Source organism: Acinetobacter sp. AOR01_HL (assembly GCF_027855455.1).
Taxonomy (GTDB): domain Bacteria; phylum Pseudomonadota; class Gammaproteobacteria; order Pseudomonadales; family Moraxellaceae; genus Acinetobacter; species Acinetobacter baumannii.
Window position 1 is genome coordinate 1 of record NZ_JAKTIM010000034.1, and the last position, 16,677, is coordinate 16,677.

Consider the following 16,677-nt stretch of genomic DNA (forward strand, 5'->3'; position numbering starts at 1 on the left):
CTGAACTGCACCCCATAAGTTAGACTTTTTAAACTTATGAGGTGTGCCCTATGCCAATTCCGAAGCATTCAAAAGAGTTAAAATTAAAAGTCATTCAAGCTTATTTAGATGGAAGTAAAGGATATAAAATCCTTTCACAAGAATTTAATGTTGATCTCCAAACCATCCGCTTATGGATTGAAAACTATAAGGCACAAGGTGAAGATGGCCTGAATGTTAAAACTAAAAAAACCTACTACTCTTCCGAATTTAAAATCAAGGCTGTACAAATGCTTCTTGATAAGATACCGGTAAGAGAAGTTAGAAGACGGTTAAATCTGAGCGGGACGTCAATTTTAAGAAGGTGGCTCGCTCAGTATCATAAAGAAGGGATTGCCGGGTTTAATACTACGAGGATTTATACCAATATGGTTAAACAAGATAAAACCAAAATAACTAAGCCTATAAAAGAAGACAAAGATAAATCTCAACAGGAACTCATTGATGAAGTGACCGCTTTACGAGCGGAGGTTGCCTTTTTAAAAAAGCTAAAAGCCTTAAAACTGAAGCAACGTACTTAAATACACTTTGTACTGCAGACACTGTTCAGGTTATTTCAGAATTAAGGCAAATTTATCCATTAAAACTCTTACTCAGTATTGCAAAGATTGCTCGTAGTACTTATTTCTATCACATGAAAGCTGTACGCTCTAATGACAAATATACTGAGTTAAAACAGCAGATTAAGTCCATATATCACAAGCATAAGGGATGCTATGGCTATCGTAGAATTACTCTTGCCCTGAAAAGTACAGGAATAATAATCAACCATAAATGTGTATATCGCCTTATGAAAACCATGGGAATTAAATCACGTATCAGAGCATTGAAATATCGCTCATATAAAAGTGGTTGTGTCGGGACGGTGGCTGATAACATTATGCAACGGCAATTTAAAGCGAACCATCCCAACCAGAAATGGGCAACTGATGTGACGGAATTTAATGTTAACGGTGAAAAACTTTATTTATCACCAATTATAGATTTGTTTAATGGGGAAATTATTACCTTCCGAATCCAACGTAAACTCAATTATGAGTTAGTGAAAGATATGCTCATTCATGCTTTAGCTAAACTTAAGCGACATGAGAAACCAATTCTCCATTCAGATCAAGGATGGCAATATCAAATGGCTCATTACCAACAGCAATTAAAGCAACATGGTTTAATTCAAAGTATGTCTCGTAAAGGAAATTGCTTAGATAATGCTGTAATAGAAAGCTTCTTTGGAATATTAAAATCGGAATGCTTTCATGGAGAAAAATTTCAATCAATTGATGAATTAGAGAAAACGATACGAGAATACATTCATTATTATAATCATGAGAGAATCAAGGTGAAGCTACAAGGTTTATCCCCTGTACAATATAGAAACCAGTTTATAAAAACTGCTTAACTAACTGTCCAACTTTATGGGGGCAGATCATTCTACCGCTACGGGAAAGGGACGAGTAGTTCACCACACAAGACTATTCCTCAGAAGGAAAAGCTCTGATGCGGGAGATAATACACGGTCTGCTAAAACCGGCTGGCAATGTGGCCAGCAGGCAAAGAATAGTGCTCTGCCCTTTTGCAGTCAAGCACACAAAATGACATTTGTTTTAATTTAGATCATTAAAAAGTAAGGATAAATAATGGGTGAGTTATTGTTAAATGGGGGTTTATAAAGGGAGTTAATAATTGATATTTCCAGTGTTTACTAGTAGTAGAAATAATAAATCCTTATCAACTCATCTTTGCTGCATCTATAACTGTAAATGTTTTCTTTAAAAATTTAGGATTTCTTCATTAGAGATTTTAAGAATCCACAACCCTATTCATTTTATTGTAACTTGATGATAGTTCATCATTATGACAATATAAGTACATTCTATTTTATGAAAAAATTTGGGGTAAGAAATTTAATGAATGCTGAATCTAATAAAAATGATTTTATTCAAAATTTAGGGGAAATTAGAAATATTAATTTGAATAATAAAAAAATCTATACTTTTTTTTATAATGAGTTAGAAGATCAAATAGATGAGCACCTAGAGCTTACAGATACCCATAAAAACTCTAAGAACAATCTACTTGAACAAAAAACAATAATAAATAGTGTTAGTAATAAAATTAGAGGTTTAACATATAGTATAGAAAATCTATTCTTAGAATATACATCTACTCTTCCTAGAGATATTATCTTAGAAAATTATAACAAAGAAATTAATTATTCATTTGATTTAATTAAAGACACAGAAATTCTAATAGAAAAATTTAAAGAACTTTGCAAAGGACTTTCTCCTGAATTAAAATCAAAAGATGGAGGAAATATAATATTAAGACCACTTGAATCTTTTGTTGTCCAAACTATTGAGAGATTAAAAACAGTAAATGAAGAAATAATTAAAAATCTAGATAAAAACTTCAAAACTCTTAATAGTATTAAAAATTCATTAAATGAAGAAATTAAAATTGAAAAAGATAGATTTGATATAGATTATCAAACAAGATTCAAAGAAGAAACTACATTAATTTTAAAGCGTTTTGAAAATGAAATAAGTAATTTGACAAAAAAATATGAAAACCAATTTAAAATTTTAAAATTAGATAATGATAAAATTATTAAAAGCCATAATTTACTTAATGATGGTGTTGATTCAGCACTAAAAAGCTTAGCTAATTTAAATGAAAGAACCCAAATTATTGAATTAGAATACTCAAAAATAATAGGCAATGAAACCCAAAAAATTAAGCTAGAATTAGAAGAAACAAAATCTCAAATAGCTGATCAAATTGACTCTATCATTACAAATGTAAAAGCAAAATCTCATGCAATTGAAATCGCACACTCAGATTTTAAAAATCTAGTAGAAAAAGCTGGTATATACGAATTAACTAAAAACTATGAAAAAAAAGGAAATGAAGAAAAAAAAGAATATAAAGATTATAGATTATATACTTCTATTTCTATTATTCTAGCTATTATATCAACAATTGGAATTTTTGCTTTTGCCTTCTGGGAACAGTCGCAGATACCTAGTGGAAAAATTGCTGAGACAAATTATTTATTATTAATTTCGCGATTATCTATTTCTTTAATGTTTTTTGTACTCGCTTTATATTTGTCTAAACAAGCGTCTAAACATTATGAATGTTATCAAGAAAATCACAGGACCTTTCTACAACTTGCTGCCCTAGAGCCATTTATGGCCCGCATGACCCCTGATGAGCAGAAAGAGATTAGAAAAGGACTAATACCAAGTTACTTTAATCAAACAAGTGATGGAAAGTATTCAAGCAAAGGAGATGAAGTGGACTTATCATCAAATATGACAACTATTTTTACCAATCTAATTGATAAAATTCCATCAAAAAAAGAGCAAGAAAACTCGATTCGATCTGAAAATACTACAGGATAATTTTTTAATATTTTCCTACATTAAACTCTTAAAACAGGTTTTATTTATAGATTTTATTAATTTAAACAACCAATATATGAATGAAGCTCCAAAAATAAAATAGCCTATTAATGATAGGCTATTTTTCAATCTAAAAAACAATTTTTATAAGACGTATTATGATAATTTTAAAAAGTTTAAATTTTCATATAGGCTAAATATGTCACCAGAAATCTTTTTTGACGACTTTGAAAGAACTGAAAATTCGGATTACTTACATGGAGTGTTTGGTCGCTGTTTAGTTATAGCAACTAGGTTCGACTCTATGTGTGTAAGACTGTCTCAAGCAATAAAGCTAAAGGAAGAGGTAAAACTACGCACTCTAGAGAAATATCTTGTTAAACTAGATACAGAAAACGAAATCAAGGCAATAAGAACGGATGAAGATTTTGATCTATTAATTAAGCAAATAACATCTAGATACCTTTCACTTGATAAAAGCATTCAAAATTTAGGTTTACCGGAACAGTTATCTACAAAACTACACAAAGCTAGAAAATCAAGAAATGAAATAGCTCACTCTTTAACTAAAGATTTAGAGGGTTGTCTTGATATAAAAATTGATAACTCTATTTTAATTGAAAAAATAGTAAAATTAATTGGAGACATTATTGATGGTGATATTATTATCTCAACATTAACAAGCATCTTTAATAATGAACCTATCTTGAATAGTAAAATTCTTAACCAATATAAAGAAAAAATTATTGATTGGGTAATTACCCAGTAATATATTTATAATATATTCTTCTTTAATATAAAGGATGCTTTTTATTTATAAAAATAAATTTATTTACAACTTTATATATACATTAATTTAATTGTAACCTTGCAAATATATCTATATTTAAGCAGATTAAAAACTTAGATATAAAAAAGCCCTGTTCTACAGGGGCTTTTTTTATTCATCACTTACTTATTTATGAACCCAAGACACAGCCGGTAAACCAAACCAAGCAGATTTAGCCAGAATATTTTCACCTTTGATAACCAAAAATTAAATAATCATTAACTCTATTAAATTCTAAAAATAAAATTGAGAACAAGACTACAACAGTAATGATTAGGCTAAATAAAGATTTTTTAACATGGGATATTGTCAGTCTAATAGTTGAAACCAAGGTTTCTTTGGTGCAGTCCCAGTATACGCAGGGCTAACTTTAATTGGCTCCTGACCTTTTTCGCATTCTTGAACACCCCACTCACTCGGGCGAAAACGTGCATTCGCTCCATCAGGCTCAGGTTTACCAAATTCTTTTTGAATATCATAATCAATGAGTGGAATTTCAAGTAGCACGATGTCTCCACGAGAACAAGCGATGGTAGGACGTTTCGTATCGTAAACCCATTTACCATAGCCATTTTCTTCCTTAGGATCAAAGCGCATAACTGGACCTACATGCTGATCCCATGCCAATTCCATTCGAGGAGGCTCCATCGCAGTTACCCACATTCCTGCAACCTGTACAGGATGAGGAAAACGTACAGCCTCTAATCCACGTAAGCTAAAGGGTACTTGTGGCTCGCCGTTGTCAAAAGCATCGTAACGACTAATTAAACTCCCTTTGGGAATCAACAGTTCGCCATATTGTGCATCTTGAGATAAAACGAAATGACTGCGACGTTCCTTGTAATGCTGCTTAAGAGCAATCTCATACTTTACCGATTCAGTCATATAAAATAAATAACCTGCCCACAGGTCACATATTAATGCCACTAGCGTAATGAATAATGTTTTTTGAGAGAAAAACCTCACAGGCTTTTGAGCCTTATTTCGCCAAAAGAATAGTGCTTTCACTAATAAACCTAGCGTTAGTACAACACCAATCAATGGAGCAATAAACAACAAAAAAATTGCAAAAACCGAGAATGTCTGTACAGGTATCATAATTGTTAAATCTTTAATTTCATTTTTTCAAAGGTGGGTCGCCAAGAAAATTGTATATAAGAGTATTAAAAACAAGCCTTATGATGCACAGACACTATTTTATAGCCTTAGCATTTTCACACACTAAATTAAGCATAGCTAAATCATTATCACGCGTGGCTTTCATTACTTCACTCTTTTTATCGCTCTTGTACTTAAGTTCACCATTATTTTTATCACCAATCATAAAGTCTAAAATCTGTATCGTCTTATGTGAACAGTCAAAAGCCATATGGAATTGTGCGATATTATCTTTATCAAAATCACCTGTATAAAATTTTGTTTCAGGTACGCCAACTAGTTTTCTGGTAGCAGTAATTTTAAATTTACTTTTACTTGGTAAATAAAATTCGATTGAATCTAGTTCAAAAGCATAAGCGATATCTTCTTGTTGATAATAAACTTCTTCTGCTTGAATGCTATTTGAAAAAGCTGCACAGGTAGCGAAAATTAGGCTAAAAATTGTTTTTTTCATTTACTAAAACTCATACATAATTTTTTGTTGCCTGATTTTATATAAATGAAAGGTCTATGAATATAAAAAACATTTGTTATTAAGTGATATATACAGTTAATATATCCTTTGAATAAAAGTATCCCCCTTCTCAAAGAGGTTCATATGTTGGAGATAGTAATCATCTGATAATCACTCTCAATTTCTATTATTGAGTTGATTATCAATGTTGCAATTTTTCTGTGGTCATATTTCTGATCACCTCTATTTGCACGTTTGATTATTATCAAGGCTCCAACATGAATCTTTCAAAGTTCGAACAACGAACTCTCCATGTCCTTGCTAAAGGCGGACATATTAAATACCAGCGTGACGCATCAGGCACAGTCTATTTCGTTGAATGCTACACACGAGAAGGTTTCGTGCTATCTGATTGTTCTTTAGATGTATTTAAAAAGCTAAAAGCAAAACGTTTAATCAAGTCTAAAAATAGCCAACCTTATCAAATTACATTGTTAGGACTCCAGACGGTCCGCCCTCAACTAGACAATCGTTGATATAACTTGCTATTTATTAAGAGAAAGAAAAATATGAATATTACAATTCGAGATGAACAACCCGAAGATATTAAAAATATCGAAGCGTTGACGAAAGCCGCGTTCTTAAATGAAGAGCATTCTAGCCACACTGAACAATTTATTGTAAATAGCCTTCGTAAACATAAGCAACTTACAATTTCTTTGGTTGCTATAGAAGATGACTTAATTGTAGGTCATGTGGCTATTTCACCAGTTACAATTACGTCAGGTGACACTGGTTGGTATGGCCTAGGCCCTATTTCTGTATGTCCAAAGAAACAAGGAATTGGCATTGGTTCTCTTTTAATGAATGCAGCTCTTCAAAAGTTAAAAGAATTAGGCGGAAAAGGTTGCGTTCTATTAGGTGATCCAAATTATTACAGTCGATTTGGTTTTAAATCTTACCCTGATTTAAATTTACCTGATGTGCCTAATGAATACTTTCAAGCTTTAAGCTTCATTAACCATATTCCCTCAGGTGAAGTTACTTACCATGACGCTTTTACGGCAACTGAATAAATAAGTTCGCTTACCACACATAGTAAAAAGCCTCTATTTATAGAGGCTTTTTTTCAATTCAACAATTTATTATTTATGAACCCAAGGCACAGCCGGTGAACCAATCCACGCAGATTTAGCCGGAATATTTTCACCTTTCATGACCAGTGTTAATGGACCTAACACAGCATGATTGCTCACGTTTGCGTTATATAAAATAATACTGCGCGCATTGACCACTACATCATTGCCAACATTTACTTGCCCAATTTTCATAATGCGGTCTTCAAACAAGTGAGTTTGCGGGCCTGAAAAGCTATTAAACTCGGCACGGTCACCAATGCTGACACAGTCAAACTCGGTAATATCAGCCGTATCCATATAAACGTCTTTACCAATACGAACCCCTAAAATACGCAAGAAGAATGGCAACATTGGCGTTCCTCTTAAGTAGTTTAAGAAGTTAGGAATCGCAACTGATTCATATAAGCTGGTAATCCCTTCACTTAACCATACAAACATGGTCCACATAGGTGCCGAACGCGGTTGATAGCGACCAATCAAAATCCACTTTAATAGCGCAACAATAAGGAAACAGCCAACACCATAAAGCAGCCCTGCGAGCGTTAATGCAACCAGTCCTGTCTCAATATTGTAGTTATTAATCACATCAATAACGTCTAGCACGATCATATAACCCACCCCAATCGCAAGTGCGGCCGGCAATACAATACGAAGCCCTTCAATAAAACCACGCATTAAACGGCGCTTAATACTTGGTTTAAAGGTTAAATGGTCAGGATATTTTTCAGCAGCTTCACGTGCAGGTAACAGCAACGCCGGAGAACCAAACCAAGTTTGTCCATCATACATTTCACGGTTATCTGGTGTTTTTGATTGCACGCCAATTAAAACATTGTCTGGTAACACTGTCCCATCAGCAATATAAGCGCTATTTCCCACAAAACTACGGTTACCGATTTTGGTTGCTTTTAAAGACATCCAACCGCCTTTAATCTCTTCATCACCCAGCATTACAGCATCGGCAATAAAGCTTTCTTCACCCAAAGTCAGCATTTCTGGAATGACCCCGGTTGCGGTAGAAATTTCGGTATTTTTACCTACTTTTGCTCCCAGCATACGGAACCATGTAGGCGCATAAATGGTGGCAAACAAGCCATGTAAGGTTTGCAAGCTGGTTTCTAAAATTTGGGCCGCAAACCATTTACGATAATACGTGCTGCCATGAACCGCATAGGTTCCGGTTTCAAGACGCGGCAATGCAATTTTACGCAGACCTGAAGAAATCACCGCAGTAATCATCATCATCATTGCACTAGCCGGAATCGCTAAAATGAAATAATAAAGCGCGATTTGCAAATGGTTGTTCGGGTTAATATTAAATACATTTACATCTAACCAGTCGACCAAAAGGAAGCTTGGAAAAATTGGAATAAAGAAAAGACAGGCAATGACTAATGCGCTAACGCCATAGTATCCATATTCAGCAATTTTACGTATAAACGATAGTTTAGGTCGCTCTGGCAATTTAGCTTGCTCATCTATATGCCCTATTTTCTGAGCAGGTGTTCCATCCCAAATTTCGCCCTCAGGTACAACCGTGTCATATTCAATTGAAGTTAAGGCATTTACATGGGCCTGTTTTTCTAACACTGTATTTTCTTCTAATACAGCATACGAACCTACATAACTGTCTTGTTTAAGGTGAATTGAACCTAATACCAAGTGGCCATGTTCAACTTTGGCATTTTCTAAATTCACCTGAGAACCGATACTCACGCCATCTTCAATAGTCAGTAAAGATGGCATACGAATATGTACAGAACTAATGGTAACGTCGTGACCGATTTTTGCACCAAGTGCTTTCAAATATAAGTTAAGTAAAGTCGAACCCGACAAGAGATAGACAGGTGAAATATTACTAATACGGTCCGCTAGCCACCAACGGAAATAGGTTAATCCCCATAATGGATAACGCCCTGCGCCAATTCCTAACATTAATAGTCGTTTTACCGTAATCGACAGTACAAAACTGCTCATAATGACACTGACATACACCAATAAAGACAACGCAATCGCATACGGAATACTGTCGCGGGTTCCACCGGTAAAGTAGTGATAGGTAAAGAATGGCGCTAACCACTGCAAAATATTAATCGAGATTAAAACCGGAATAGTAACGAGCTGGGCAATACCACATAACCATTTATAAGTCTGATTACGAGGGTTATCTTGTCCAATTTGGCTATCAAATAAAGTAGGTTCAGGCTGCTCTAACATGAGTGCAGCAATCGCGCCTACTCTTCTCGCTTGATATAAGTTTTGAATGGTCAGATGGCTATATTCCGCATGCTCACGCAGATTTGAAATTAAAACAGCGGCAAGTAGTGAATGCCCGCCTAAATCATCAAAGAAATCGGAATCGAGTTTAATCGGCATGTTTGGGAACAAACGATTCAAAATTTCAAACAAGATTTCTTCAGCTGGGTTCTGTGGCTGGTCAGATTCACTGCGATCTACCACACTTGTGAGCGGTCTTGCTTTTAAAGCTTTACGGTCAATTTTCCCAGATAATAGACGTGGAACTTCTTCAATAATCTCAAAACGATTTGGCACCATATAAGGCGGTAATCGCTGACTCAAGTTATGCCGTAGTTCTTTAATTTCTATAGCTTGCTTTGCATCAATTTCTGGCGCAATAAACGCAATAAGTTGATCAATGCCGTCTTCAGGACGAAGAATAACGGCTGCCGTACCAATTCCGTCAATATCGCAAAGCGCAGCTTCGATCTCGCCAAGCTCTACACGGAAACCACGGATTTTAACTTGGTCATCGGCACGACCTAAGCAGTGTACTTGACCAAACTCATCAATTTTAGCCAAATCCCCAGTACGGTAGAGTAATTCTTCCTCTATACTCATTGCCCAAGGGTTCTCAATAAACTTATCTGCGGTTAAATCAGGTCGTCCTAAATAGCCTTGTGCCACACTTGGACCAAAAATACATAACTCCCCTGTTTCACCTTGCTCGAGCAACTCTCTTTCAGAGTTAATGACCAACATACCGTAGTTTGGTAAGGGCTTGCCAATGGTGACAGGTTTGCCGCGTTCTAATAACTCAAGACTTGCAGAAACCGTGGTTTCGGTTGGTCCATAGGTGTTAAACATTTGATGATGAGGTAATGCCCAGCGGTCAACCAGTGAGTCCGGACACATTTCCCCACCTAAATTAATAATTCTTAAATTAGGTACATCTTCAGGAAATAAAGCAAGTAATGTTGGAACAGCGTGCAGTACTGTAATTTGTTCCTGCTTTAAGGTTTGGCATAACCGCTCAGGGTCACTGACAAGTGACTTCGGTGCAATCCACAACGTTGCACCTACCAAATAAGAAAGCCAAATCTCTTCAAACGACATATCAAAAGCGACTGAAAAGCCTTGATAGACCTTGTCTTGCTCTTGAATACCCAAAATACTATTTTCACTACGTAAAAAGTGACAAATATTTTTTTGAGTAATCACAATTCCTTTGGGTTTACCTGTCGAACCCGAGGTATAAATAATATAGGCAGGTTGATCTGGAGTGGTTTTCGCTAAACTTACACTTTCGCTTAATGGTTTTTGCAGCTCGGTGTTGGTCCATTTTGTTTGCGGCACTTCAGCTAAATGTTCATACCATTCATCTGTAGTAATCATTCCTACCGCTTCAGCATCTTCAAGACATACCGCAATACGGTCCGCGGGCGTATCCATATCAAAAGGAAGCCAAGCTGCACCGCTTAAACAAATGGCCAGTTGAGCTTTTAAAAGCTCAATACCACGCGGCAGCCATAGCCCTACAATATGACCTGGCTTTACCCCTTTTAAAGCCAGATGTTGAGCCATAATTAAGGCTTGCTGATACAGCTCACCATAACTCAGCGTTTTATCTGCTTCAATTAAAGCCGTTTTATCAGGAAGAGTTTGTGCAGTATGAGCAAAAATATCGGCTAAGACTTCATTCTGCAAAAATTCCGGATGATACTTTCCACGAATTACATTTTTCGTGTTCGTTACAAACTGGTTCATTTTTATACTCTCTTAATTTTCTGATTTGGCTTAAATGAAGTCATAATTTATTTTTCTGACCCATTAACGAAATCTAGATAGGCCATAAATTAATTAAGAGAACTTAAAGCAAGATTAAATTTTTTAGTCTTGATGTTTATTCACAGAGTAAGAACCTTAGCCGTTAATTTTAATTTATAAATAAAAATCAAATAGTTAATATTATAATTCTAATTTTATGATTATCTTTAAGATAAAAACGTACAAAACTAATGAAGTAAAAAACTAGAATTCACAAGATTTATATAGTTCTCATTTTAATTAAACTAATAAAAGCTATCCTGTATACAAATTCTCCATATTTTAAACTTAATTGTTTAGCTCTGAATTATTAAAAGAGTTTTTTAAAAATGAAAGAGTGTATTTAAATTTATACATAATGTTTGATTATTAACATTATATTAAAGTTGTATGCATCAATTCTTTTTAACTTATATCTTTATCTGGATTTTATAAAAACTTAACTCCATTGAGCAGATTGAGCGAGCAGTTATTTACACGTTCTACTCATAACTCGACCTACCCTATTTGGTGTGGTGAGTTGTGTGGGTTAAAACGAAGATACTCTTGGAAGGCGAACTAAGATCACCTGTTTCATTTAAGCATGACGAAGTATCTTTATTTATAATATTTGAAAATAGACTTAAAAAATTAAACAGTGGTGCTGGTATGAGTCAACACATAATAACCCCAAAAGAAATACCTTTAGCATTTCAAACCGCTTGGAATAAGCATGATATGCAGGCCTTTGCTGCTCTTTTTGATAAAGATGCGACTTTCGTTAATCGCTTCGGTCACTACGTTAAAGGTGTTGATGAAATTATTGCACTGCATCAACCTATTCATGGAACCATTTATCGTGATTCAACACTAGAGAATGAGCTGATAGACCTCATACCTATGAGTGAGGATATATGTATTTCACATTTTTGGAGCCGCCTCACTGCAGGCGTAGCTCATCCTCAAGGGCCTCATCAGATTGATACTCTCATTCTTACTGTACTCACCAAGAAGAATCATTCTTGGTACATTCAAGCGCTAGAAAATGTCACTTTGACGAACCCTCGAACGGGAGAGACTATACTTAGAAATATATAGAAAGGAGCACGATCATTTTTTTAGTAATTTATATGCATAAAAAAAAGCCCTCGTCATTAACAAGGGCTTTTTAAGAATTTTGGCGGAAGCGGTGTTAGTCAAATTAAACAACCAAACCACTGATAAACATACAAAAAATAATTTAATTTTAGTTTTTTACTGTTATTTTTACTACAATAAAATTTCAACCAATCATTTGTTTATATTTCATTCACCTGACACTATTCTTGCTTAGTAAGCTAATGATTGTAAATTACAAATCATCTTAAACTACCCATTCTAAGACAGTTCATGTAATTTTACCTCAATTAAGAGTTCATTCGAGAATATATTCAATTAGAAGATTTTATATTCCCCGCCCCACGTAGTGGTGAAATGCTTTCCGACATGCCATTGACTACACTAATCAAGCGTATGCATGAACAAGAACTAAAAAATGGCTTAGGCTATATTGATCCAAAACAGAATCGTATAATTACCACACATGGCTTTCGGTCTACTTTTCGTGACTGGTCTGCGGAAAAAACTAATTATGCGCGTGAAGTCTGTGAACATGTATTAGCGCACAAACTACCAGATAAAGTTGAAGCTTCTTACTTGCGTGGAGATTATCTAGATAAACGTAAAGAATTAATGGCAGATTGGGCAGAGCACTGCTCTACGCTTACAGAGTGATGTAACACATAAACCTTGTATTTCGCCTAACCAAATAATAATCTTACCCTTTATATTTATCATAGAGCCAACATGTCAATACAAACTATAAGCAGTACCATAACAAGGTTAAATAAGGAGTTAGCAGATATTACTCATCGAATGAGCTTAGAGCAGAAAAAGGGAGCTGATATAATTTCTAAAATTTTACAAATTCAAAATTCTATCGGGAAGACAACTAGCCCCTCTACATTAAAAACAAAGTTATCAGAAATTAGTAGGAAAGAACAAGAAAACGCTCGTATACAATCAAAACTTTCAGACTTACAAAAGAAAAAGATTGATATTGATAATAAGCTGCTGAAAGAAAAGCAGAACCTTATAAAAGAAGAAATACTGGAAAGAAAAAAATTAGAGGTCCTGACTAAAAAACAGCAGAAAGACGAAATTGAACATCAAAAGAAGCTGAAACGTGAAATTGATGCTATTAAAGCTTCTACCCAATATATTACTGATGTTTCAATATCATCTTACAACAATACAATACCTGAGACGGAACCAGAATATGATTTGTTTATTTCACACGCTTCAGAAGATAAAGAAGATTTTGTCAGACCGCTTGCAGAGACATTACAGCAACTTGGAGTAAACGTTTGGTACGATGAATTCACGTTAAAAGTTGGGGACAGTTTACGTCAAAAAATTGATAGTGGTCTCCGAAACTCTAAATACGGTACCGTTGTTCTTTCAACTGACTTTATTAAGAAAGACTGGACCAACTATGAACTTGATGGCTTAGTAGCTCGAGAAATGAATGGCCATAAAATGATTTTACCGATTTGGCACAAAATTACTAAAAATGACGTTTTAGATTATAGTCCGAATTTAGCCGATAAAGTCGCCTTAAATACTTCTGTAAATAGTATTGAGGAAATTGCCCATCAATTAGCTGATGTTATCTTAAATCGATAAGCGCCTTCTAAAAATTAAAATTTTGACTGAGATTTACAAATAACCTAATTCTCAGTCAACTTTTGAACACCCTACAATTTAGACACTTTACAATCAATAATTTAATTATAACTAAAACAATTTTTTTTGTGATGAGTAATACTGAATTCACAAATATTGATGTATATTGAAACAATAAAACCAAATAATTTATATAAAATCAAAAACTTAAAAAATTCTTCTTTAGCCATTTCCGCCCTTTAATATTTCTTTTGATATAAGAAATCGATTCTTCATATTTGTATCCAAGCCAAATTAATGTTATATATTTAACAAATAAGTTGAGTATACAACATGAAAATATCTTTACTCATATCCTCTTTGCCTACACAGAACACATCTACACGTATGAGAGTATGGCGTTCTCTTAAAGCAAGTGGAGCCGCAATCCTTAGAGATGGTGTGTATTTACTTCCCATTTCTCATAGCGAGAAATTTGATCCTATTGCAAGTGACGTTATTTCAGAGCAAGGCTCTGCGTATGTATTCCATGCGGAGCAGCCTTTAAACCTTGAATTAGCTCCTTTCTTCAGTCGAAAAGAAGAATACGATGTCCTCTATAAACAACTCTCTGAGTTAAGAGATCGTCAATCTAAAGATGAAAAGAAAGAGCTGCTCAAGCAAATCCGTAAATTAAGAAAAAGTATCGATGCACTCGTAGAAATTGACTATTACCCCGATGAGACTCAAGCACAGGTACTAAATGAACTTTCTGCTTTAGAGCTTTCAATAGCTCGACTTGGTGAAGTGAATGAGCCTCAAGCAATACAAGCACATATTCAACTTCTAGATAAAAATAGTTATCAAAACAAAATATGGGCAACTCGTAAGAGACCTTGGATTGATCGTCTAGCCTCTGCATGGCTAATCAAGACTTTTATTGATTCAACTCCTACATTTATTTGGTTAGAAACACCAAGTGAATGTCCAGAAGAAGCTTTAGGATTCGATTTTGATGGTGCAGCTTTCAGTCATATCAATCACTGGGTTACCTTCGAAGTTCTTTTACATAGTTTTAATTTAGAAACACCTGCTTTGAAAAAAATTGCAGAGATTGTCCACTATCTTGATATTGGCGGGATTGAGCCACCCGAAGCTTCAGGCATAGAAACCGTCTTTGCAGGAATACATGAAAACATTACAGATGATGACCAATTATTAGTCGCATCAAATGCAATCTTTAATGGCCTATTGTCTAGCTTTAATAAAAATAGCTCTGTACTGAATGATTAAACGCATCAAATACTTTTTAAATTTCAAAAATTTAGGTGAAATAGCAATGAATACAAATGAAGATTCCACTGCTTTAGCTGAAAGCATTCCCCCACATGAACTTCATGGTGTTTCATTTCGTGAAGCTTTTTGGGTATGGCTTAAAGTAGCTGCGCTTAGCTTTGGTGGACCTGCGGGGCAAATCGCAGTAATGCATAAAATTTTAGTTGAAGAGAAACAATGGATTAGTGAAACGCGTTTTTTACATGCCTTAAATTACTGTACACTTGTTCCTGGTCCTGAAGCACATAAGTTGGCTGTATACATAGGTTGGTTATTACACCGAACACGTGGCGGACTCGTTGCGGGTACTCTCTTTATTTTACCGGGTCTACTTGCATTAGGAATACTAAGCTGGATTTATGCAAGTTATGGTCAGATTAGTATTGTTCAAGCATTATTCTTTGGATTAAAAGCAGCCGTACTTGCAGTAGTTCTTGAAGCTGTCATGCGTGTAGGTCGTCGAGCCTTAAAAAACAAGGTGATGGTCATTGTCGCTATCTTGTCATTTATCGGCATCTTTATCTTTGCTTTGCCTTTTCCATTTATTATTTTAGTTGCTGCGCTTATCGGTTACATCGGAAATAAAAGTGGAAGTAAAGCATTTAACGCCTCCTCATCTCATTCTGACGCTAATAGCTCTAATGCTTCATTAGCAGCTATTGATGCTGCTTTTGCTAAGCAGATCCCAGAGCATGTACAACCTTCCCATACAAGAGCTCTAAAAATTACTCTCATTGGTTTGGTCTTATGGCTCGGCCCACTTATAGCTTTTATTACTTTAATGGGCAAAGATAATGTTTATACGCATATCGCTCTATTCTTCAGCAAAATGTCCGTACTTACGTTTGGTGGTGCTTATGCAATTTTATCTTATGTTGCACAGCAAGCCGTCGAAAACTTCCATTGGCTTAAACCTAGTGAAATGCTGATCGGACTTGGTATGGCTGAAACCACCCCTGGCCCCCTGATTAGTGTAGTTCAGTTTGTAGGCTTTATGGCAGCGTATCGAGACCCAGGATCATTGAATCCTGCCTTGGCTGGTACTCTTGGAGGTATATTAGCGAAATGGGTAACATTTGTACCCTCTTTTCTATTCATTTTTATTGGTGCTCCATATATTGAAGCATTAAGAAATAATAAGGCTTTAAATGCCATACTTTCGACAATTACAGCAGCTGTTGTTGGAGTGATCCTTAATCTATCAGTGTGGTTTGCATTACATACATTATTTGCTGAAGTTAATGTAATTCATAAATATGGAATGGTTTTACAAGTTCCAGTTTTATCCAGCATTAACCCATGGTCACTAATGTTATCAATCATAGCTATGCTTGCTTTATTCCGTTTCAAACTTGGAATGATGACTACTTTAGCTGGTTGCTGCGCTATAGGAATTATTCTTCACTTTTTCGGGATAAGCGGCTAATCACTTATAACTATATAAAAATGTTTTAGTTGGACTTATTTGTCCAACTAAAACAGAGGTGGTCCCACATGTTTGAACAACTAAAAGCTTATTTATAAGTGATACTCTGCTCTAGTTAAGCTACCTTATTTTGTTGTGGTAGCTGGTCA

13 protein-coding genes and 1 pseudogene are annotated in these 16,677 nt (G+C 34.9%); 11 read left to right on the forward strand and 3 right to left on the reverse strand.

Annotated features, from left to right (window positions below):
• The first annotated feature begins 50 nt into the window (after window positions 1-50).
• The 4 genes from MKL62_RS10175 (at window position 51) to MKL62_RS10195 (ending at window position 4,209) form a co-directional block, all read left to right on the forward strand.
• The gene (locus MKL62_RS10175) at window positions 51-560 is read left to right on the forward strand and encodes a helix-turn-helix domain-containing protein (RefSeq protein WP_001122273.1); all 510 of its coding nucleotides are present in this window, start codon (window positions 51-53) and stop codon (window positions 558-560) included.
• A gap of 32 nt (window positions 561-592) precedes the next feature.
• Window positions 593-1,435: an IS3 family transposase gene (locus MKL62_RS10180; RefSeq protein WP_223673390.1), complete on the forward strand. Its 843-nt coding sequence runs from the start codon at window positions 593-595 to the stop codon at window positions 1,433-1,435.
• 508 nt (window positions 1,436-1,943) lie between these two features.
• Entirely contained in the window at window positions 1,944-3,440 is a 1,497-nt protein-coding gene (locus MKL62_RS10190) for a hypothetical protein (protein WP_030423684.1), read from the forward strand.
• Window positions 3,441-3,639: 199 nt separating this feature from the next.
• On the forward strand, window positions 3,640-4,209 hold the full coding sequence (locus MKL62_RS10195) for a hypothetical protein (protein WP_005128076.1): 570 nt from the start codon (window positions 3,640-3,642) through the stop codon (window positions 4,207-4,209).
• A 369-nt stretch (window positions 4,210-4,578) separates the two neighbouring features.
• Here the strand turns inward: MKL62_RS10195 and MKL62_RS10200 are convergent, their stop codons facing one another.
• Window positions 4,579-5,325 (reverse strand): hypothetical protein, encoded by a 747-nt coding sequence (locus MKL62_RS10200; protein ID WP_109850703.1) that lies wholly within the window; start codon window positions 5,323-5,325, stop codon window positions 4,579-4,581.
• Window positions 5,326-5,461: 136 nt separating this feature from the next.
• Entirely contained in the window at window positions 5,462-5,881 is a 420-nt protein-coding gene (locus MKL62_RS10205) for a hypothetical protein (RefSeq protein WP_000750920.1), read from the reverse strand.
• A 278-nt stretch (window positions 5,882-6,159) separates the two neighbouring features.
• On the opposite strand from MKL62_RS10205, the gene MKL62_RS10210 reads away from it, so the two are divergent.
• Together MKL62_RS10210 and MKL62_RS10215 are read left to right on the forward strand one after the other, a co-directional pair.
• Window positions 6,160-6,417, forward strand: coding sequence for a YjhX family toxin (locus MKL62_RS10210; RefSeq protein ID WP_001054060.1), 258 nt, complete (start codon window positions 6,160-6,162; stop codon window positions 6,415-6,417).
• Window positions 6,418-6,450: 33 nt separating this feature from the next.
• Complete coding sequence (locus MKL62_RS10215) at window positions 6,451-6,957, forward strand: GNAT family N-acetyltransferase (protein WP_001027817.1); 507 nt, start codon at window positions 6,451-6,453, stop codon at window positions 6,955-6,957.
• Window positions 6,958-7,026: 69 nt separating this feature from the next.
• Here the strand turns inward: MKL62_RS10215 and posA are convergent, their stop codons facing one another.
• The gene (gene posA, locus MKL62_RS10220) at window positions 7,027-11,025 is read right to left on the reverse strand and encodes a delta-poly-L-ornithine synthetase PosA (RefSeq protein ID WP_005128073.1); all 3,999 of its coding nucleotides are present in this window, start codon (window positions 11,023-11,025) and stop codon (window positions 7,027-7,029) included.
• A gap of 582 nt (window positions 11,026-11,607) precedes the next feature.
• On the opposite strand from posA, the gene MKL62_RS10225 reads away from it, so the two are divergent.
• From MKL62_RS10225 to chrA, 5 genes and pseudogenes are all read left to right on the forward strand, one after another.
• Window positions 11,608-12,162 carry a YybH family protein gene (locus tag MKL62_RS10225; protein WP_025469992.1) on the forward strand — a complete coding sequence of 185 codons (555 nt, stop codon included), beginning with the start codon at window positions 11,608-11,610 and terminating at the stop codon, window positions 12,160-12,162.
• Window positions 12,163-12,480: 318 nt separating this feature from the next.
• Window positions 12,481-12,837, forward strand: a pseudogene (locus tag MKL62_RS10230) (tyrosine-type recombinase/integrase); the annotation flags it as partial.
• A gap of 72 nt (window positions 12,838-12,909) precedes the next feature.
• A complete protein-coding gene (locus tag MKL62_RS10235; RefSeq protein WP_000027438.1) occupies window positions 12,910-13,788 on the forward strand; it encodes a TIR domain-containing protein in 879 nt (292 codons plus the stop codon).
• A 333-nt stretch (window positions 13,789-14,121) separates the two neighbouring features.
• Window positions 14,122-15,060 (forward strand): chromate resistance protein ChrB domain-containing protein, encoded by a 939-nt coding sequence (locus MKL62_RS10240; protein WP_002065076.1) that lies wholly within the window; start codon window positions 14,122-14,124, stop codon window positions 15,058-15,060.
• A 46-nt stretch (window positions 15,061-15,106) separates the two neighbouring features.
• Complete coding sequence (chrA, locus tag MKL62_RS10245; RefSeq protein WP_002040866.1) at window positions 15,107-16,528, forward strand: chromate efflux transporter; 1,422 nt, start codon at window positions 15,107-15,109, stop codon at window positions 16,526-16,528.
• Window positions 16,529-16,677 lie beyond the last annotated feature (149 nt).